This window comes from Halohasta sp. A2 (assembly GCF_056175805.1).
The window spans coordinates 1-13096 of the sequence record NZ_JAQFWV010000041.1; the positions used below are offsets into that span (position 1 = coordinate 1).

12 protein-coding genes are annotated in these 13096 nt (G+C 61.2%); 4 read left to right on the top strand and 8 right to left on the bottom strand.

What is annotated here, in order from left to right:
* Positions 1 to 225 precede the first annotated feature (225 nt).
* Together trkA and O2S87_RS11950 are read right to left on the bottom strand one after the other, a co-directional pair.
* A complete protein-coding gene (gene trkA / locus O2S87_RS11945) occupies positions 226 to 1563 on the bottom strand; it encodes a Trk system potassium transporter TrkA (protein WP_475409018.1) in 1338 nt (445 codons plus the stop codon).
* An 84-nt stretch (positions 1564 to 1647) separates the two neighbouring features.
* Positions 1648 to 2190 carry an SRPBCC family protein gene (locus O2S87_RS11950; protein ID WP_475409019.1) on the bottom strand — a complete coding sequence of 181 codons (543 nt, stop codon included), beginning with the start codon at positions 2188 to 2190 and terminating at the stop codon, positions 1648 to 1650.
* A gap of 93 nt (positions 2191 to 2283) precedes the next feature.
* Here O2S87_RS11950 and O2S87_RS11955 point away from each other — a divergent pair, with 93 nt between their 5' ends.
* Positions 2284 to 2568 (top strand): DUF7545 family protein, encoded by a 285-nt coding sequence (locus tag O2S87_RS11955; protein ID WP_475409020.1) that lies wholly within the window; start codon positions 2284 to 2286, stop codon positions 2566 to 2568.
* A 50-nt stretch (positions 2569 to 2618) separates the two neighbouring features.
* Here the strand turns inward: O2S87_RS11955 and O2S87_RS11960 are convergent, their stop codons facing one another.
* The 3 genes from O2S87_RS11960 to O2S87_RS11970 are packed head-to-tail and all read right to left on the bottom strand — an operon-like array spanning position 2619 to position 5718.
* On the bottom strand, positions 2619 to 3692 hold the full coding sequence (locus O2S87_RS11960) for a metal ABC transporter permease (protein WP_475409021.1): 1074 nt from the start codon (positions 3690 to 3692) through the stop codon (positions 2619 to 2621).
* Positions 3693 to 3701: 9 nt separating this feature from the next.
* The gene (locus O2S87_RS11965; RefSeq protein WP_475409022.1) at positions 3702 to 4442 is read right to left on the bottom strand and encodes a metal ABC transporter ATP-binding protein; all 741 of its coding nucleotides are present in this window, start codon (positions 4440 to 4442) and stop codon (positions 3702 to 3704) included.
* 55 nt (positions 4443 to 4497) lie between these two features.
* Positions 4498 to 5718 (bottom strand): metal ABC transporter substrate-binding protein, encoded by a 1221-nt coding sequence (locus O2S87_RS11970; RefSeq protein WP_475409023.1) that lies wholly within the window; start codon positions 5716 to 5718, stop codon positions 4498 to 4500.
* Between the two features lie 296 nt (positions 5719 to 6014).
* On the opposite strand from O2S87_RS11970, the gene O2S87_RS11975 reads away from it, so the two are divergent.
* Positions 6015 to 8108 (top strand): acetate--CoA ligase family protein, encoded by a 2094-nt coding sequence (locus O2S87_RS11975; RefSeq protein ID WP_475409024.1) that lies wholly within the window; start codon positions 6015 to 6017, stop codon positions 8106 to 8108.
* Positions 8105 to 9172: a phosphotransacetylase family protein gene (locus O2S87_RS11980; protein ID WP_475409025.1), complete on the top strand. Its 1068-nt coding sequence runs from the start codon at positions 8105 to 8107 to the stop codon at positions 9170 to 9172. Before O2S87_RS11975 ends, O2S87_RS11980 begins: the two co-directional genes overlap by 4 nt.
* 113 nt (positions 9173 to 9285) lie before the next feature.
* Here O2S87_RS11980 and O2S87_RS11985 read toward each other — a convergent pair whose 3' ends face one another.
* Positions 9286 to 9639 carry a helix-turn-helix transcriptional regulator gene (locus tag O2S87_RS11985; RefSeq protein ID WP_475409026.1) on the bottom strand — a complete coding sequence of 118 codons (354 nt, stop codon included), beginning with the start codon at positions 9637 to 9639 and terminating at the stop codon, positions 9286 to 9288.
* Between the two features lie 26 nt (positions 9640 to 9665).
* The gene (locus O2S87_RS11990) at positions 9666 to 10412 is read right to left on the bottom strand and encodes an NRDE family protein (RefSeq protein WP_475409027.1); all 747 of its coding nucleotides are present in this window, start codon (positions 10410 to 10412) and stop codon (positions 9666 to 9668) included.
* 330 nt (positions 10413 to 10742) lie between these two features.
* On the opposite strand from O2S87_RS11990, the gene cmk reads away from it, so the two are divergent.
* Entirely contained in the window at positions 10743 to 11378 is a 636-nt protein-coding gene (cmk, locus tag O2S87_RS11995; RefSeq protein WP_475409028.1) for a (d)CMP kinase, read from the top strand.
* Between the two features lie 133 nt (positions 11379 to 11511).
* On the opposite strand, the gene O2S87_RS12000 is transcribed toward cmk, so the two are convergent.
* Complete coding sequence (locus O2S87_RS12000; RefSeq protein WP_475409029.1) at positions 11512 to 13050, bottom strand: glutamate-cysteine ligase family protein; 1539 nt, start codon at positions 13048 to 13050, stop codon at positions 11512 to 11514.
* Between the last annotated feature and the right edge of the window lie 46 nt (positions 13051 to 13096).

The window sequence follows — 13096 nt, forward strand, 5'->3', positions numbered from 1 at the left end:
ACTATTGATGTGAGCTCAACAAGTTGCTGAAGCATCCCGCCGAATGCGGTTTGGTTGTTCACACACAGACGCATTCAGCGGGATGCCATGATACTCACGCTGTTTCACTGTCTTCGGTAAGAGCCATCGAACGCGTTCGTGGTGTTGCACGACGTGGTCTACTTCTTGCACGACACGCCCTCACAGCATCCAGCGAGGACTGTTTGGCTGTCTTCGGGACGTGCCTCAGAGTTTGGCCGTCGTTTCGTCGATCGCCTCGGCGTCGACGAAAACGACGACGTGATCGCCGGGGTGGATCACGGTGTCACCCCGCGGGGTGACGAACTCGCGTTTGCGCGTAATCGCACCGATGACGACGCCGTCAGGGAGGTCGGCCATCGACTCGCGGATCATCCGACCCGCGAGCACGCTGGCGTCGGTGATCCCGACTTCGACAACTTCGGCCTTGTCGGTCTCGATGAGCGCGAGGTTTTCGGCCTTGCCGGACTGGGTCAGGCGCGTGATCTCCTCGGCGACGACCACCCGCGGGTTGATGGCGACGTCGACGCCGACCGTCTCGAACAGTTGGACGTACGATGGCGTATCGATGATCGCCACCGTCCGCTCGGCACCGAGTCGACGGGCCAAAAGTGAGACGAGCAGGTTCTTCTCGTCGCTTTCGAGCGCCGCGACGACGATATCCGACTCGCCGATATGCTCGCGTTCGAGAAAGTCGATGTCGGTGGCATCCGACTCCATGACGGTGACCTGCGGGATTTCCTCGGCGATCTGTCTGGCCCGCTCGGGGTCCTGTTCGATCAGCCGCGGTTTGAAGCCGCGTTTGCCGAGCAGCCGGGCGACGTGGTAGCCGATCTCGGTTCCCCCGATGATCGTTACGTCTTCGTCGCTTCCGGTGGCGTGGTCGGGTGCCAGTGCATCGGCGAAGTTGTGGACGCTTTTCGGGCTGCCAATGACGACGACGCGGTCGCCAGCCTCGATGCGGCTCGTCCCGTCGGGAACGATCACGTCCCCGTTGCGCAGCAGCGCCGCGAACGTCAACGAATCGTAGCGGTCGGCCTCTTGGATCGTCTGGTCGACGACCGGACAGGCCTCGCTGATTTCGAACTCGGCCATCTGGACCCGCCCACCCGCGAACGGATCGACGTCGATTGCTGCAGGCAACCCCACGACGCGGACGATCGACTGGGCGGTCAGCAGGTTCGTACACACCATGTAGTCGACGCCGAACGCGCGCTCGGAGCGCTCCCAGGTGTCGAGATATTTGGTGTGTTTAATGCGGGCGATCGTGAACGCCTCGCCGAGCGCCGCCGCGGTCGAACAGGCGACGATGTTGGTCTCGTCGTCGTCGGTGCTGGCGATCACCATATCGGCGTCTTCGATACCCGCCGACACGAGTGTCTCCGACTCGGTGCCGTCGCCAGTGACCGTCAACACGTCGTACGAAAACGCGAGCTCTTCGGCGCGCTCTTTTCGCTGGTCGACGACCGTTACGTCGTGACTGGCTGCCAGATCGCCAGCGATGCTCTCGCCGACCTGTCCGGCTCCGACAATGAGGACCTTCATGCCGCCATCCCTCTCATACTCGTCGATAGCTGAGCATTCGGTATAGACGTTCGCATCCGTGATCTCGCTCGCTCCGCAATCTGGTTATAAATAGTCGGACTCGGATCGAACGGTGAACGCGACCTCGCGGCGTCGACCCTCGACATCCCTCACCGCCCGCTGGACGACGCGCTCGGCCTCGTTGCGGATTAGCGGGATCACCTTCTTGATGACCCACCCGATCGAGACCAGCCGCGGGAGATTTACGGCACTGCTGTCCGCCGAGTCGGGATCGAAGTCGATCCGTAACGCGACGTCGCTGGCGACGGTCACGTCATCGGGTGCGTCGGTGGGCGGCTCCTCGCGCTGTTCGACCTGCCAGCGACCGTTGGCGTCGATATCCTTGATTACTCGCCAGTCGATTTGGTGCGGCGGATCGACGTCGACGACCTGCGAGTGGGCCGTGTAGGTGAGTTTCCACCACGCGAAGTTGAGCGCGTACTGGGTGTCGACGCCGCCGTCGCCACTGAGGGTGTCGACGCCCGTCAGGTACTCGGAGTATCTCGCGTAGCGAGGAAAGTCGATGAGAACGTCGTAGATCGTCGCCGGATCCTCGTAGACGACCGTGCTAACGACGATTGTGTCCACACCTACGACTTCGGACGGGGAGCCCTTATACCTTCAGCCACTCGGACGGGTCGAATTCCACAGTCACTTATGGCTGTACGGCAAGCGGGGAGTATGGTCGAAACTGAGACGTACACCGTCGAAGGACCGGACGGCGACACAGACAGCGTTGAACTCCCCGTCGGACTCGTCGGCACGCTCGCCGAACAGGGCGAAGCGCCGACGCAGGTGATCAGCGATATCGTCGTGCAGGCACTCGCCCAGCACGCCCACGCGCTGGTTCACCACTCACAGGGTGAGACGCCACAGGACCTCGTCGACATAAACGAAGAAATCGAATCGATCTTCGAGAAACGCTTCGGTATGTCGCTGAGCGATGCGATGGGTCACAGCCACTAATCGGCTACCGACTGACCCGTCACTTCCGTTCTGAACTGATTCGTTCGACGTCAGTGCGTCGACAGCGCCGTAACCCCGTTTTTCGAGAGCACAATCGCGACCAGATAGATCGCAATTGCGGCCATCACGATCGAGCCACCGGCGGGCATCCCCATCGAGATCGAAAACCCGAACCCACCGAGAATCGAGGCCTGACCGAACAGAATGGAGAGATACATCGTCTCACGAAAACTCAGCGCGACCTGCGAGGCCGCCGCGACCGGGATGACGAGCATCGCCGCCACGAGAATCACGCCGAGCACCTGCATCGCACCCACGACGACGACCGCGGTCATCACGACCAAGAGCGTATTATATCGGTCGACCGGCAGTTGGGCGACGCGGGCGGCCTGTTCGTCGAACGTGATGAACAGTAACTGTTTGTAATTGACGAGAACGCCAGCGATGACGAGCACGCTCAACACAGCCATCAGCCGCGCGCCGTCGACGGTGACGACCGCGAGACTGCCGAACAGATAGCCCTCGATGCTGATGTTGGTCAGCCCATCGCCGTAGCTGATGATGAGCGTGCCGAGCGCGAAGCTCCCACTGAGCATGATCGCGATCGGCACGTCGCCGTACGTGTTGGTTCGGTCGGCGAGCCACTGGACGCCGAGCGCGCCGATAACGCCGACGATCAGCGCGCCGAACAGCAGCGAGCCGCTCCAGCCAGTGAGCGAGTTGAAAAGCAGGCTCACCGCGACACCGGCGAACGCCGCGTGCGCCAGTGTCTCTCCGATCAGTGCCATCTCGCGGTGGACGAGAAACGTTCCGACGAGCGGGGCGACGATCCCGATCAGCACGCCCGTCGACAGCGACTGCCACATGAACGGATGCTTGAACACGTTCGTGCCGAGGTAGAGATCCATGAGTCGACCGGCGATCCGAAACTGGCTGTAGGCCGTCTCAGCATATGGCAGCTCGCGAAGCCAATAGAGGATAATAAAGCCGATCATGAGGAGTGCGAGCAGGCCCACGGCTCCGATGCCGATGAGTTCGACCGTCTCGCGGGTCGATCCCTGTGTTCGGAGTCGGCCGAGTCGACCGGAGGCGGTGCTGTCGGTGCGGTCGGTGTCAGTGCTCATGCGTGCTCATTAGTGATCGTGGTGGACGACACGGCCCGAAACGCCGTAGGCGTCGGCGAGTGCCTCGCTCTCGACGAACGATTCGGTGTCGCCGTGGTGGAATAGTTCGGTGTTGATACAGGCGATGCGGCTGGCTCGGTCGGTTACGACGCCGATGTCGTGTTCGATCAGGATGATCGTAATGCCGTCGTCGTTGAGCGATTCGAGGAGTTTATAAAAGGCATCGCGGGATTCGGCGTCGACGCCAACCGTCGGCTCATCGAGCGCAAGCAGGTCGGCCTCCGAGGCGAGCGCACGGGCGATGTAGGCCCGCTGGCGTTGGCCGCCCGAGAGCTCGCTCATGCGCCTGTCGGCGAGATCAGTAATGCCGACCGTTTCGAGCGCCTCATCGACGGTCTCGTAATCGTGCGCCGAAAGCCGCGAGTGGCCGACGTGGGCGAACCGACCCATGGTGACGTTTTCGCGGACCGTCACAGGCATCGAGCCCGACTGCGAGGTCGACTGCTGGGAGACGTAGCCGATTCGCTCGCCGTCGTCGAAGGCGTCGACGGGTTCGCCGAACAGTTCGATACGCCCGCTGTCGGGTTCGTGCAACCCCAACATGAGGTGAAGGAGCGTGGTTTTTCCCGAGCCGTTTGGGCCAATGAGGCCCAGAAACTCGCCAGCCTCCACATCGAGCGTGATGTCTCTGACGGCGGTTTTCTCGCCGTAGGCGAACGTCACGTTTTCGAGGCTGATGACCGGGTTCACTGTCTACTCAGTGGTGAGTGGTCGACTGGCCTGTTTAGTGCTTTCATTTCGTTGCTCACTCGACGCCGAGTGCTGTTCGGAACCCCGGAAGCGTGACCTCTTGCATCTGTTCGATGAATCCCCAGTCGTTGTCGGTCCACTCCTCGGTCGTTCCCGAGCCGGGTGTGATGGCGACGGCCTTGCTCGCGGCGCTGTTTTCGAGCAGAGCCTGGATCGTGTCGCCGTCTTCGGTCGATTCGAACTGGTCGTACAGAATCACGTCGAGTTCGTTCTCGTCGATGATATCGATCGTTTCGCTGACCGCATCGGAATCCTCGCCTGCGTCGGGCGAGATACCGGTGATCGTGTGGATCTCGATCCCGTACCGCGCTTCGATGTACTGGAACGACGAGTGGCTGGCGAGCACGACCGTTGACGTCTCGGCGTCGTCGACGAGCTGTTCGTACGCCGCATCGAGTTCGGCGAGCCGTTCGTTGTACTCCGCGGCGTTCGACCGGTACGTTTCGGCGTTCTCCTCGTCGAGCTCCGCGAAGCCCTCGGCGATGGTGTCGACGACGTCTTGAGCGAGCACGGGGTCGACCCAGACGTGCGGATCTAACTCGCTACTGTCTGTGTCGACGTGCTCTTCGTCCTCGTGATCGTGGTCATCCTCTTCGTCGTGTTCTTCTTCGTCCTCGTGGTCATCTTCTTCGTCGTGTTCTTCGTCGTCCTCGTGACCGTGGTCATCTTCTTCGTCGTGTTCTTCGTCGTCCTCGTGGTCATCTTCTTCGTCGTGTTCTTCGTCGTCCTCGTGACCGTGGTCATCCTCTTCGTCGTGTTCTTCTTCTTCGTCGTGTTCTTCATCGTCCTCGTGATCGTGGTCATCCTCTTCGTCGTGGTCGTGATCGCTCTCGATCATCTCCGAGCCAAGCCCTTCGAGGCCGTCGATAACAGTGACCTGGCCTTCGTAGTCGGCTTCGAGCGTCTCGGCGAGATTCTGTGCCCACGAGAACTCCGGCGTATCGAGGTAGACGAACGCGCTGGTCGACGCGATTTCCCGAGGCAGGTCACCATCGGGCTCCCAGCCGTGGCCCGCTTGACCGATGTCGACAGGGTCCTCGATGGTTGCTTGGTCGCCGACGATCGTCTGGGACCAGTCCGAAAGGGCGAAAAACGCCGCATACCCCGACTCGAACTCGGTCGCCTCGCTCGCCACATCGTCCAAACAGCCAGCCAACCCGGCGACTCCAAGCGCTCCGGCACTACTCGCCAGCAGTCGACGTCGTGAGAGGTTCATACCACCCCCAAACAGCTTCGCCGGTAAAAGTATTATTATCCAATATACTCGAGTTATTAATTCAGGCCAATTATAGCCCCTCTTGTTACTAACCTGCTCGCGGGCGGTCGAGAGATAAATAACTGGAACCGTCGATCCATCGAGCCAAGTGGCGATGGATGACTCACGAGTCGACTGCAAAACTCGCAATATCGTGGCATTATTTCACGAAAAATCACGATTGAGATGATATATCACATACCATGTGAGATACAGCACACCGTCCTTTAAGAACGCTGAGCCGCAACCTACGGCCGATGGGAACCCTAACCGAGCTATTCGCGCCGGAACGCATCGCGGTTGTCGGTGCGACCGCACGTGAGGGGTCGATCGGACGGGCTGTCACCAGTAATCTGCTCGCGGATTACGATGGGACGATTATTCCGGTCAACCCCAACTACGATGAGGTGATGGGTCTCTCCTGTGTCGGCGAAATTGGAGAGGCTGCGGCCGATATGGCCGTTATTGTCGTTCCGCCGAAGATCGTTCTGCCAGCGATACAGCAGGCTGGCGAGGCGGGCGTGAAAAACGTCGTCGTGATCACCGCCGGATTCGGCGAAACCGGTGGCGATGGCGCGAGCCGAGAACAAGATCTCAAGCAGCTCGCGGCCGACTACGAGATGAACCTCGTCGGCCCAAACAGCCTCGGGATCATGTCGACGCCGAACGGGATGAACGCCAGTTTCGGCCCCGACAACCCAGAACCCGGCAGCATGTCCTTTATGAGCCAGTCGGGAGCGTTCATCACAGCCGTCCTTGACTGGGCCAACGACGAGGGCGTCGGCTTCAAGGACGTCGCCTCACTCGGCAACAAAGCAGTGTTGGACGAAACCAATTTCGTCGACCACTGGGGCCAAGACGAAGAGACCGACGTCATTATCGGCTACTTAGAAGGAATCTCCAAGGGCCGCGAGTTCATCGACACCGCCCGCGAAGTTACACAGGACACGCCGATTGTCCTCGTGAAATCCGGGCGAACCGACGCCGGCGCACAGGCCGCCTCCTCGCACACGGGAACGATTGCCGGCTCCGAGCAGGCCTACGAGGCCGGCCTCAATCAGGCGGGCGTGCTTCGCGCGGAGTCCGTTCAGGACCTGTTCGATGCCGCTCAGATGTTGGCGAACCAGCCAGTGCCCGAAAACAACGATGTCGCCGTCATCACCAACGCCGGTGGCCCCGGCGTGATGTCGACCGACGCGGTCGGCGACTCAGGGCTCGAAATGGCCAGCTTCAGCCAGGAAACGCTCGAAACCTTCTCCGAGCAACTCCCTCCCGAGGGGAACATTTACAACCCGGTCGACATCGTCGGCGATGCCGACGTCGACCGGTTCAGCGAGGCGCTCGACATCGCGCTGGCCGACGAGAACGTCGGCTCGGCGATGGTGCTGTCGTGTCCGACGGCCGTACTCGACTACGAGCAGTTGGCTGCTGAAACCGCCAAGCTACGGGAGAAACACGGCAAACCCGTTGCCGCCTGTTTCATGGGCGGCGATAGCGTCAACGAGTCGGCCGAAATCCTCTCCGAGGCCGGAATTCCGAACTACTTCGATCCCTCCCGGGCGATCGGCGCGCTCGACTCGCTGTGGGAGTACCGACAGATCCAGCGCCGCGAGTACGAGTCGCCCGCCGAGTTCGACGTCGACAAAGACGCCGCACGTGAGATTCTCGAACGCGTCAAAGGCCGGTCGGACAACCGCCTCGGCGTCGAGGCGATGGGTCTGCTCGAAGCCTACGGCATTCCGATGCCCGACAGTGCGATCGTCGACTCGCCTGCCGAGGCGCTCGATGTCGCAACCGAGATCGACGGCGACGTCGTGATGAAGATCGTCAGCCCCGACATTCTCCACAAATCCGACATCGGCGGCGTGAAAGTCGGTGTCTCGGACGACGAGGTCGCCGACGCCTACGAGGATCTCATCACACGCGCCCGAAACTACCAGCCGGATGCGAATCTGCTTGGTGTTCAAGTCCAAGAGATGGCCGATCTAGACGCTGGTACCGAAACCATCGTCGGGATGAACCGCGATCCGCAGTTCGGCCCGCTGATGATGTTCGGACTGGGTGGGATCTTCGTGGAGGTCTTGGAGGATACGACCTTCCGCGTCGCGCCCGTTTCTGAGTCCGAAGCCCGCGAAATGACAGAAGAAATCAAGACGGCCCCGCTCCTACGTGGCGCACGAGGCACACAGGCGGCCGATGTCGACGGGATCGTTGAGACGATCCAACGGCTCTCACAGCTGGTCGCCGACTTCCCGGCGATCATGGAGTTCGACATCAACCCACTGGTCGCAACGCCTGACGGCGTCGATGCCGTCGATATCAGACTCACCGTCGACCCTGAAGAACTATGAACACGCTACTCATCACCGCAACCGAGGAAAGCACCGGCAAGACTGCTATCGCGCTCGCACTGGCGAGTATCGCCCGCGACCGGGGTCAGTCGGTCGGCTACATGAAGCCGAAAGGCACCCGACTCCAGAGCAACGTCGGCAAAACGCTCGACGAGGACCCCATGCTCGCGCGCGAACTGTTGGAGTTGGACGCCGAAATGCACGAACTCGAACCCATCGTCTACTCACCGACGTTCATCGATGGGGCGATCCGTGGCCAAGAGGACCCGAGCGAACTCCGCGAGCAGGTCAAAACCCAGTTCGACGACCTGGCCGAGGGTCGCGACCTGATGGTCGTCGAAGGCGGCGGCTCGCTGAGTACGGGTGGCATCGTCGACCTCACTGACGGCGATATCGCCGAGCTTCTTGGCGCGACCGTCGTGCTCGTTGCCGACTATACCCAACCCGGGGATCTCGACACGCTGTTGGCCGCCGTCGACGACCTCGGCGAGAACCTCGGCGGAATCATCTTCAACCGGATCTCGGACACCGCGTTCGAAGTGCTCGACAGCGACGTGATTCCATTCCTCGAGAGCAAGGGTGTTGAGGTCTTTGGCGCGATCCCACAGGATACCTCGCTTGCAGGGGTAACCGTCGAGGAACTCGCTGCTGAACTCGGTGCAGATACGCTCACCGGCATCAGCTCGGAGGCGATTATCGAGCGCTTCCTCGTCGGTGCGATGGGTGGCGACGAGGCGCTGCGTTACTTCCGGCGCGCCCGTAACGCCGCGGTCATCACCGGCGGCGACCGATCCGATATCCACACCGCGGCGCTGGAAGCCTCCGGTGTCAAATGCCTCATCACGACTGGCGGCCACCGTCCGTCGACGGCAATTCTGGGACGAGCCGCAGAGGCCGGGACGCCGGTTCTCCAGCTGAATACGGACACGCTCACCGCGGTCGAACGCGCCGAATCGGTCGTCCGAAGCGGTCGTACTCGCGACCGCCGGACGGTCGAAACAATGGCCGATCTACTCGGCGACCGTGTCGACGTCGACGCGCTCATCGGCGAAGCCAGCGACTAACGCCCAGTAGTCAGTGGCTACCAAGCGGTAGTCGTTTTATATACGGTGTTTCTAACAAAATCAGATCGATCAGTGATGATGTCGAAAGTCGCGTCCGGCCGCACAAAGCGACGTCAGTGTTCTTCGTAGGCGAGATTCATCAGCCACTGCGAAAACGAGTCGCTTCGGGGGTCTACCTCCTCTTCGCCAATGAACGGCGAGAGCATGTCGCCAGCCATCAGCAGCCGGAAATCGAGGTCCCGAGCCGCGGGTTCGAGATAGTAGGTGTTGTGACCGTTGTAAACCGTCTCTTCGCGCTTGATTAGTCCGGACTCCATCAGCGCCTCGGCGATTCGGCTTCCTTTTCGAGACGAGACATCGAGCTTTTTCCAGAAATCACTCTGATGGATTCCACCAGTCTCACGGATCAGTTCCAGCCCGCGATACTCGTCTTCGGAGAGACTATCTTCGATCTCGGAGGCACTCATATAGGTGAACTCCGAACGCGAGTCGCTTAAATCCTGCTTTCGACCCGTCGAAACGCGGTCTGACAGGGCGGCCCATCAGCAAACCAGTAGCGGTCGACGAGTCCGGACGCCCGATGGTCAAGCTGAATCAGCGATGCGGACCGAGTTCCGAAGCCATCTCCATGAACACAGACGCCGTACTCGTGGTCACCGAGCGCCTCGCCCGCCCGGTCGATCCACTCTCGGGCCGACTCATCAGGGTCGACTTCGAGTGCGGCTCGAAGTGTCGTCGCGTTGTCGGCCTGTTGTCGACCGACCGTGGAGCGACCGTCGGGTTCGAAGAACTCGCCGTCGGCACCGACGTTGACGACGACGTGGACGCCAGGGTCGAACTCGGCGCTGACGAGTTCGCCGTCCCATTCGAGAAGTACCGCCCGTTCGGCGTCGGCGACAACGAGGTTGAAGCCGGCGTACGAGTGGGCGATCACAGATTGCCGTACGTGTTCGACGGCCTCGGTGGTCGACCCGCTCGCTAAACAGTCAGCGACGAGCTGGCCCCGCGAGCGATCTCCTTCACGGTCGACCCACCGGTTGGTGATCGCCACGAACAGCCCGTGTTTGTTGTAGCCGATCCACGTCCCGCCCGCCGTGGTGTCGCGCGGGGCGATGGTTCTCGGATCGTCGCGGTACCGACTGGGTGGTTCGGATGGTCGACCCAGCGCTTCGTCGCGGTTGGCGGCGGTGACCACCGACGCATCGTCGAAAACCTGCCACGCGAGGACGAGGGTACACACGGCCGACCGTAGCACCCTGCCGTATAAAATATCGCCGTTGACCGTTGGCAGTTGAACTACTTGTCTGGCGTGTCCGACCGGTCGGGACCCCTGTCTGCCGGCGCAAACGTATCAAAACAGCGCCAACAGCGGTAGTACTTGTCTTCCGGGCGAAACAGTGCCCCACCAGTCCGTATTCGGGAGACGAACAGCGTGCGGTCGCAGTTGGGACACGAGGGCTTGCCCATACGACGAGTCGGCCGTCGGTACTTCGTTGTATTGAACTCCGGCACGACCCGCCAGAACCGATGGGCATAACACGACTTCACTCAAAAGAGAAAGTCAACCCACATGTCCAATAGTGATACTTCCCACCGACGCCGGAATGATGTGGTCGACGATGCAATCGAGACGAACCTCCTCATTACGGTGTCGGGGCCACCGGGCTGTGGCGCGACGACGCTCTGTCGACGCCTCTCGGAGGTGATGGACTGCCCGTACGTTTCTGGCGGCGACATTTTCCGCGAACTCGCCGAAAACGGAGATCTGAGTCTCCATCAACAGACTGCAGAGGCCGAAACGTCGGATTCGATCGATCGAGCGCTCGACGAACGGCTCCGGTCGATCGCCGAAAAATGGGGTGCAGCCGACAAGCCGTTCATCCTCGAATCACGACTGGCAGGCTGGCTCGCTGGCCCCCATGCTGACCTGCGGCTCTGGCTCGATGCCCCCGAAGAGGTCCGCGCCAAGCGAATCGAGGGCCGAACCGAAACCGACGCTGAAATGCGTGTGCGCGAAGTCAGCGAGGCCGGTCGGTACCAGGCCTACTACGACATCGACGTCTCCGACAGGAAGTTTTACGACCTTCAGCTCAACACGGCGCGCTGGAGCAAAGAGGGCGTCTTCCAACTGATTCGGGCTGCCATCGAATCGTACGACGTCGACGCAGACGAGGGTCCTTTCGAGACGCCTCCGGTCGACATCTGATTCAGCGCCTCGTCGACAAACGATTTTGAACGGCCCCTGATGACAGCGACTCGGTGGCGTGGCCAGCAGTCGACAGTTCTTGTTTATAACGTATGAAGCACCTACTCCGACCGAACCAGACGGTAGGTAGCCCCTACTCCGATTTGACGGTGTGATTCCACTCGGCAAACGGCGTTCCGGTCGACGAGTGAGCGATGTACGCTTGTTGCATCTCTCGAACGGCCTCGGAAAACGTCGCGCCCGAATCGAGCCCTGAGCGAACGCAGTCGAGTTTCCACTTGCTTGGGGTTTGTCGCTGGTCCCAGCGGGCCTCGATCGGAGCGAGATAGCGGTCGATCGTTTTGTCGCTCACAGTCTGCTCTCTGAGCCCTCGACGGGCAAGTTCGAACAGTTCGGCGTACAGCGTGGTCGAATCGGTTGTTTCGTCGCCGTCAGCGGTGATCCATGCCAACTCCGCGTCGATTCCATCGCGTACCGCATTATAAAACGCGTTTTCGGCGGTCGACTGATCGAGCGTCTTGACGGGGTGGTCGGTTGCGAGAAGCCCGCGGATAAGGCCGGTCACCAGACACTGGACGCCGATAATGTCGTCGACGGTCGGCTGGGTCGGGATCGGTCGGTACTCGATGCGAATCGATTGCTCGGTGCCGTCGCCGACCGGCTGGCCGCCGGTCACCGCACGAAGCCAGCGCCAGTAGGTCCCACGTTTGTGGTCGAGCTCCCAGAACTCGTCGGCGAAGCGTTCGCGTGGGCCATCGACCAACCACTCTCTGAGAAACGGCGCGAGGGTCGGATCGTCAACCAAGAGATCGACCACGTCCGTCACCGAGTCGATTTTGTCCGGGAATTTGACCTTCTCGCACGCCTCGTTGATCGACTGTTCGAAGACGTCGATTCGGAGTTCGTGGTGAGTCTCATCGAGGAGCGCATGGGGGTCGTCGACGTCATACAGGTCGACTGGGAGTAGCGGTGAGTTCGACGTGAGTGCGAGCACCGGCCCGAGCGTCGCGATGGCGGCGTTGTAGGCGTCAGCGAACGTACTGGAATCCGGTATCTGTAGGTGTGGCTGGATCGAACTCGTGAGCGATTCGACGAGAATCGAGGGGAACTCGCAGTTCGCGCCCGGCACCGAGATCGAAACGCTCCCGCCGCACCGATCGAGAATTGCGGTGTCGAGCGCGCTGTACCGCGGCGATCGAGCCATGTTGGTGGCGATGAGGACGCCGTCTTCGCGGTCGACGTCACCCAGATATGACCGGGTGCCCGCTGCCGGTGGGACGGTCCACATCGCATCGAGCACGATCTCACAGTCTTCGGCGCGGGCGGCGGCCTGCGTCGACTCGTAACTCGCGCTGAGTTTGTCGGCCTGCGATTCGATTCCCGCTTCGGTCAGACGGTCGGGCGAGGTGTTCAGTTCTGCGTTATGGACGCCGAGTTCCTTGTCGCAGTCGGCTTCGAACACGGAGTGCGGCAGTCGCGCGAGTGCACCGTCGTCGTCGACCGCATACACTTCCAGCTCCAATCCGATTCCGTAGCTCGGTGAGTCGAGTTGGCCCGCGAGTATCGCCTCGGTGAGCCGATCCGATTGGTCGTCGATCCGACGATCGAACTCGATGGCCGTCTCCGCCAAGCGGGATTTGGCGACGAGATCCAGAAACCTGCGCTGGTGCATTTTCCTGACGGTCGCAAGCCACGTTGATAGGCCTGTCGCAGACGGC

Excerpts from the sequence above, each read along its gene's own strand:
- O2S87_RS11975 (WP_475409024.1), top strand. The coding sequence starts at position 6,015 with ATGGGAACCCTAACCGAGCTATTCGCGCCGGAACGCATCGCGGTTGTC.
- O2S87_RS11985 (WP_475409026.1), bottom strand. The coding sequence starts at position 9,639 with ATGAGTGCCTCCGAGATCGAAGATAGTCTCTCCGAAGACGAGTATCGC.
- trkA (WP_475409018.1), bottom strand. The coding sequence starts at position 1,563 with ATGAAGGTCCTCATTGTCGGAGCCGGACAGGTCGGCGAGAGCATCGCT.
- cmk (WP_475409028.1), top strand. The coding sequence starts at position 10,743 with ATGTCCAATAGTGATACTTCCCACCGACGCCGGAATGATGTGGTCGAC.
- O2S87_RS11960 (WP_475409021.1), bottom strand. The coding sequence starts at position 3,692 with ATGAGCACTGACACCGACCGCACCGACAGCACCGCCTCCGGTCGACTC.
- O2S87_RS12000 (WP_475409029.1), bottom strand. The coding sequence starts at position 13,050 with ATGCACCAGCGCAGGTTTCTGGATCTCGTCGCCAAATCCCGCTTGGCG.
- O2S87_RS11970 (WP_475409023.1), bottom strand. The coding sequence starts at position 5,718 with ATGAACCTCTCACGACGTCGACTGCTGGCGAGTAGTGCCGGAGCGCTT.
- O2S87_RS11980 (WP_475409025.1), top strand. The coding sequence starts at position 8,105 with ATGAACACGCTACTCATCACCGCAACCGAGGAAAGCACCGGCAAGACT.
- O2S87_RS11955 (WP_475409020.1), top strand. The coding sequence starts at position 2,284 with ATGGTCGAAACTGAGACGTACACCGTCGAAGGACCGGACGGCGACACA.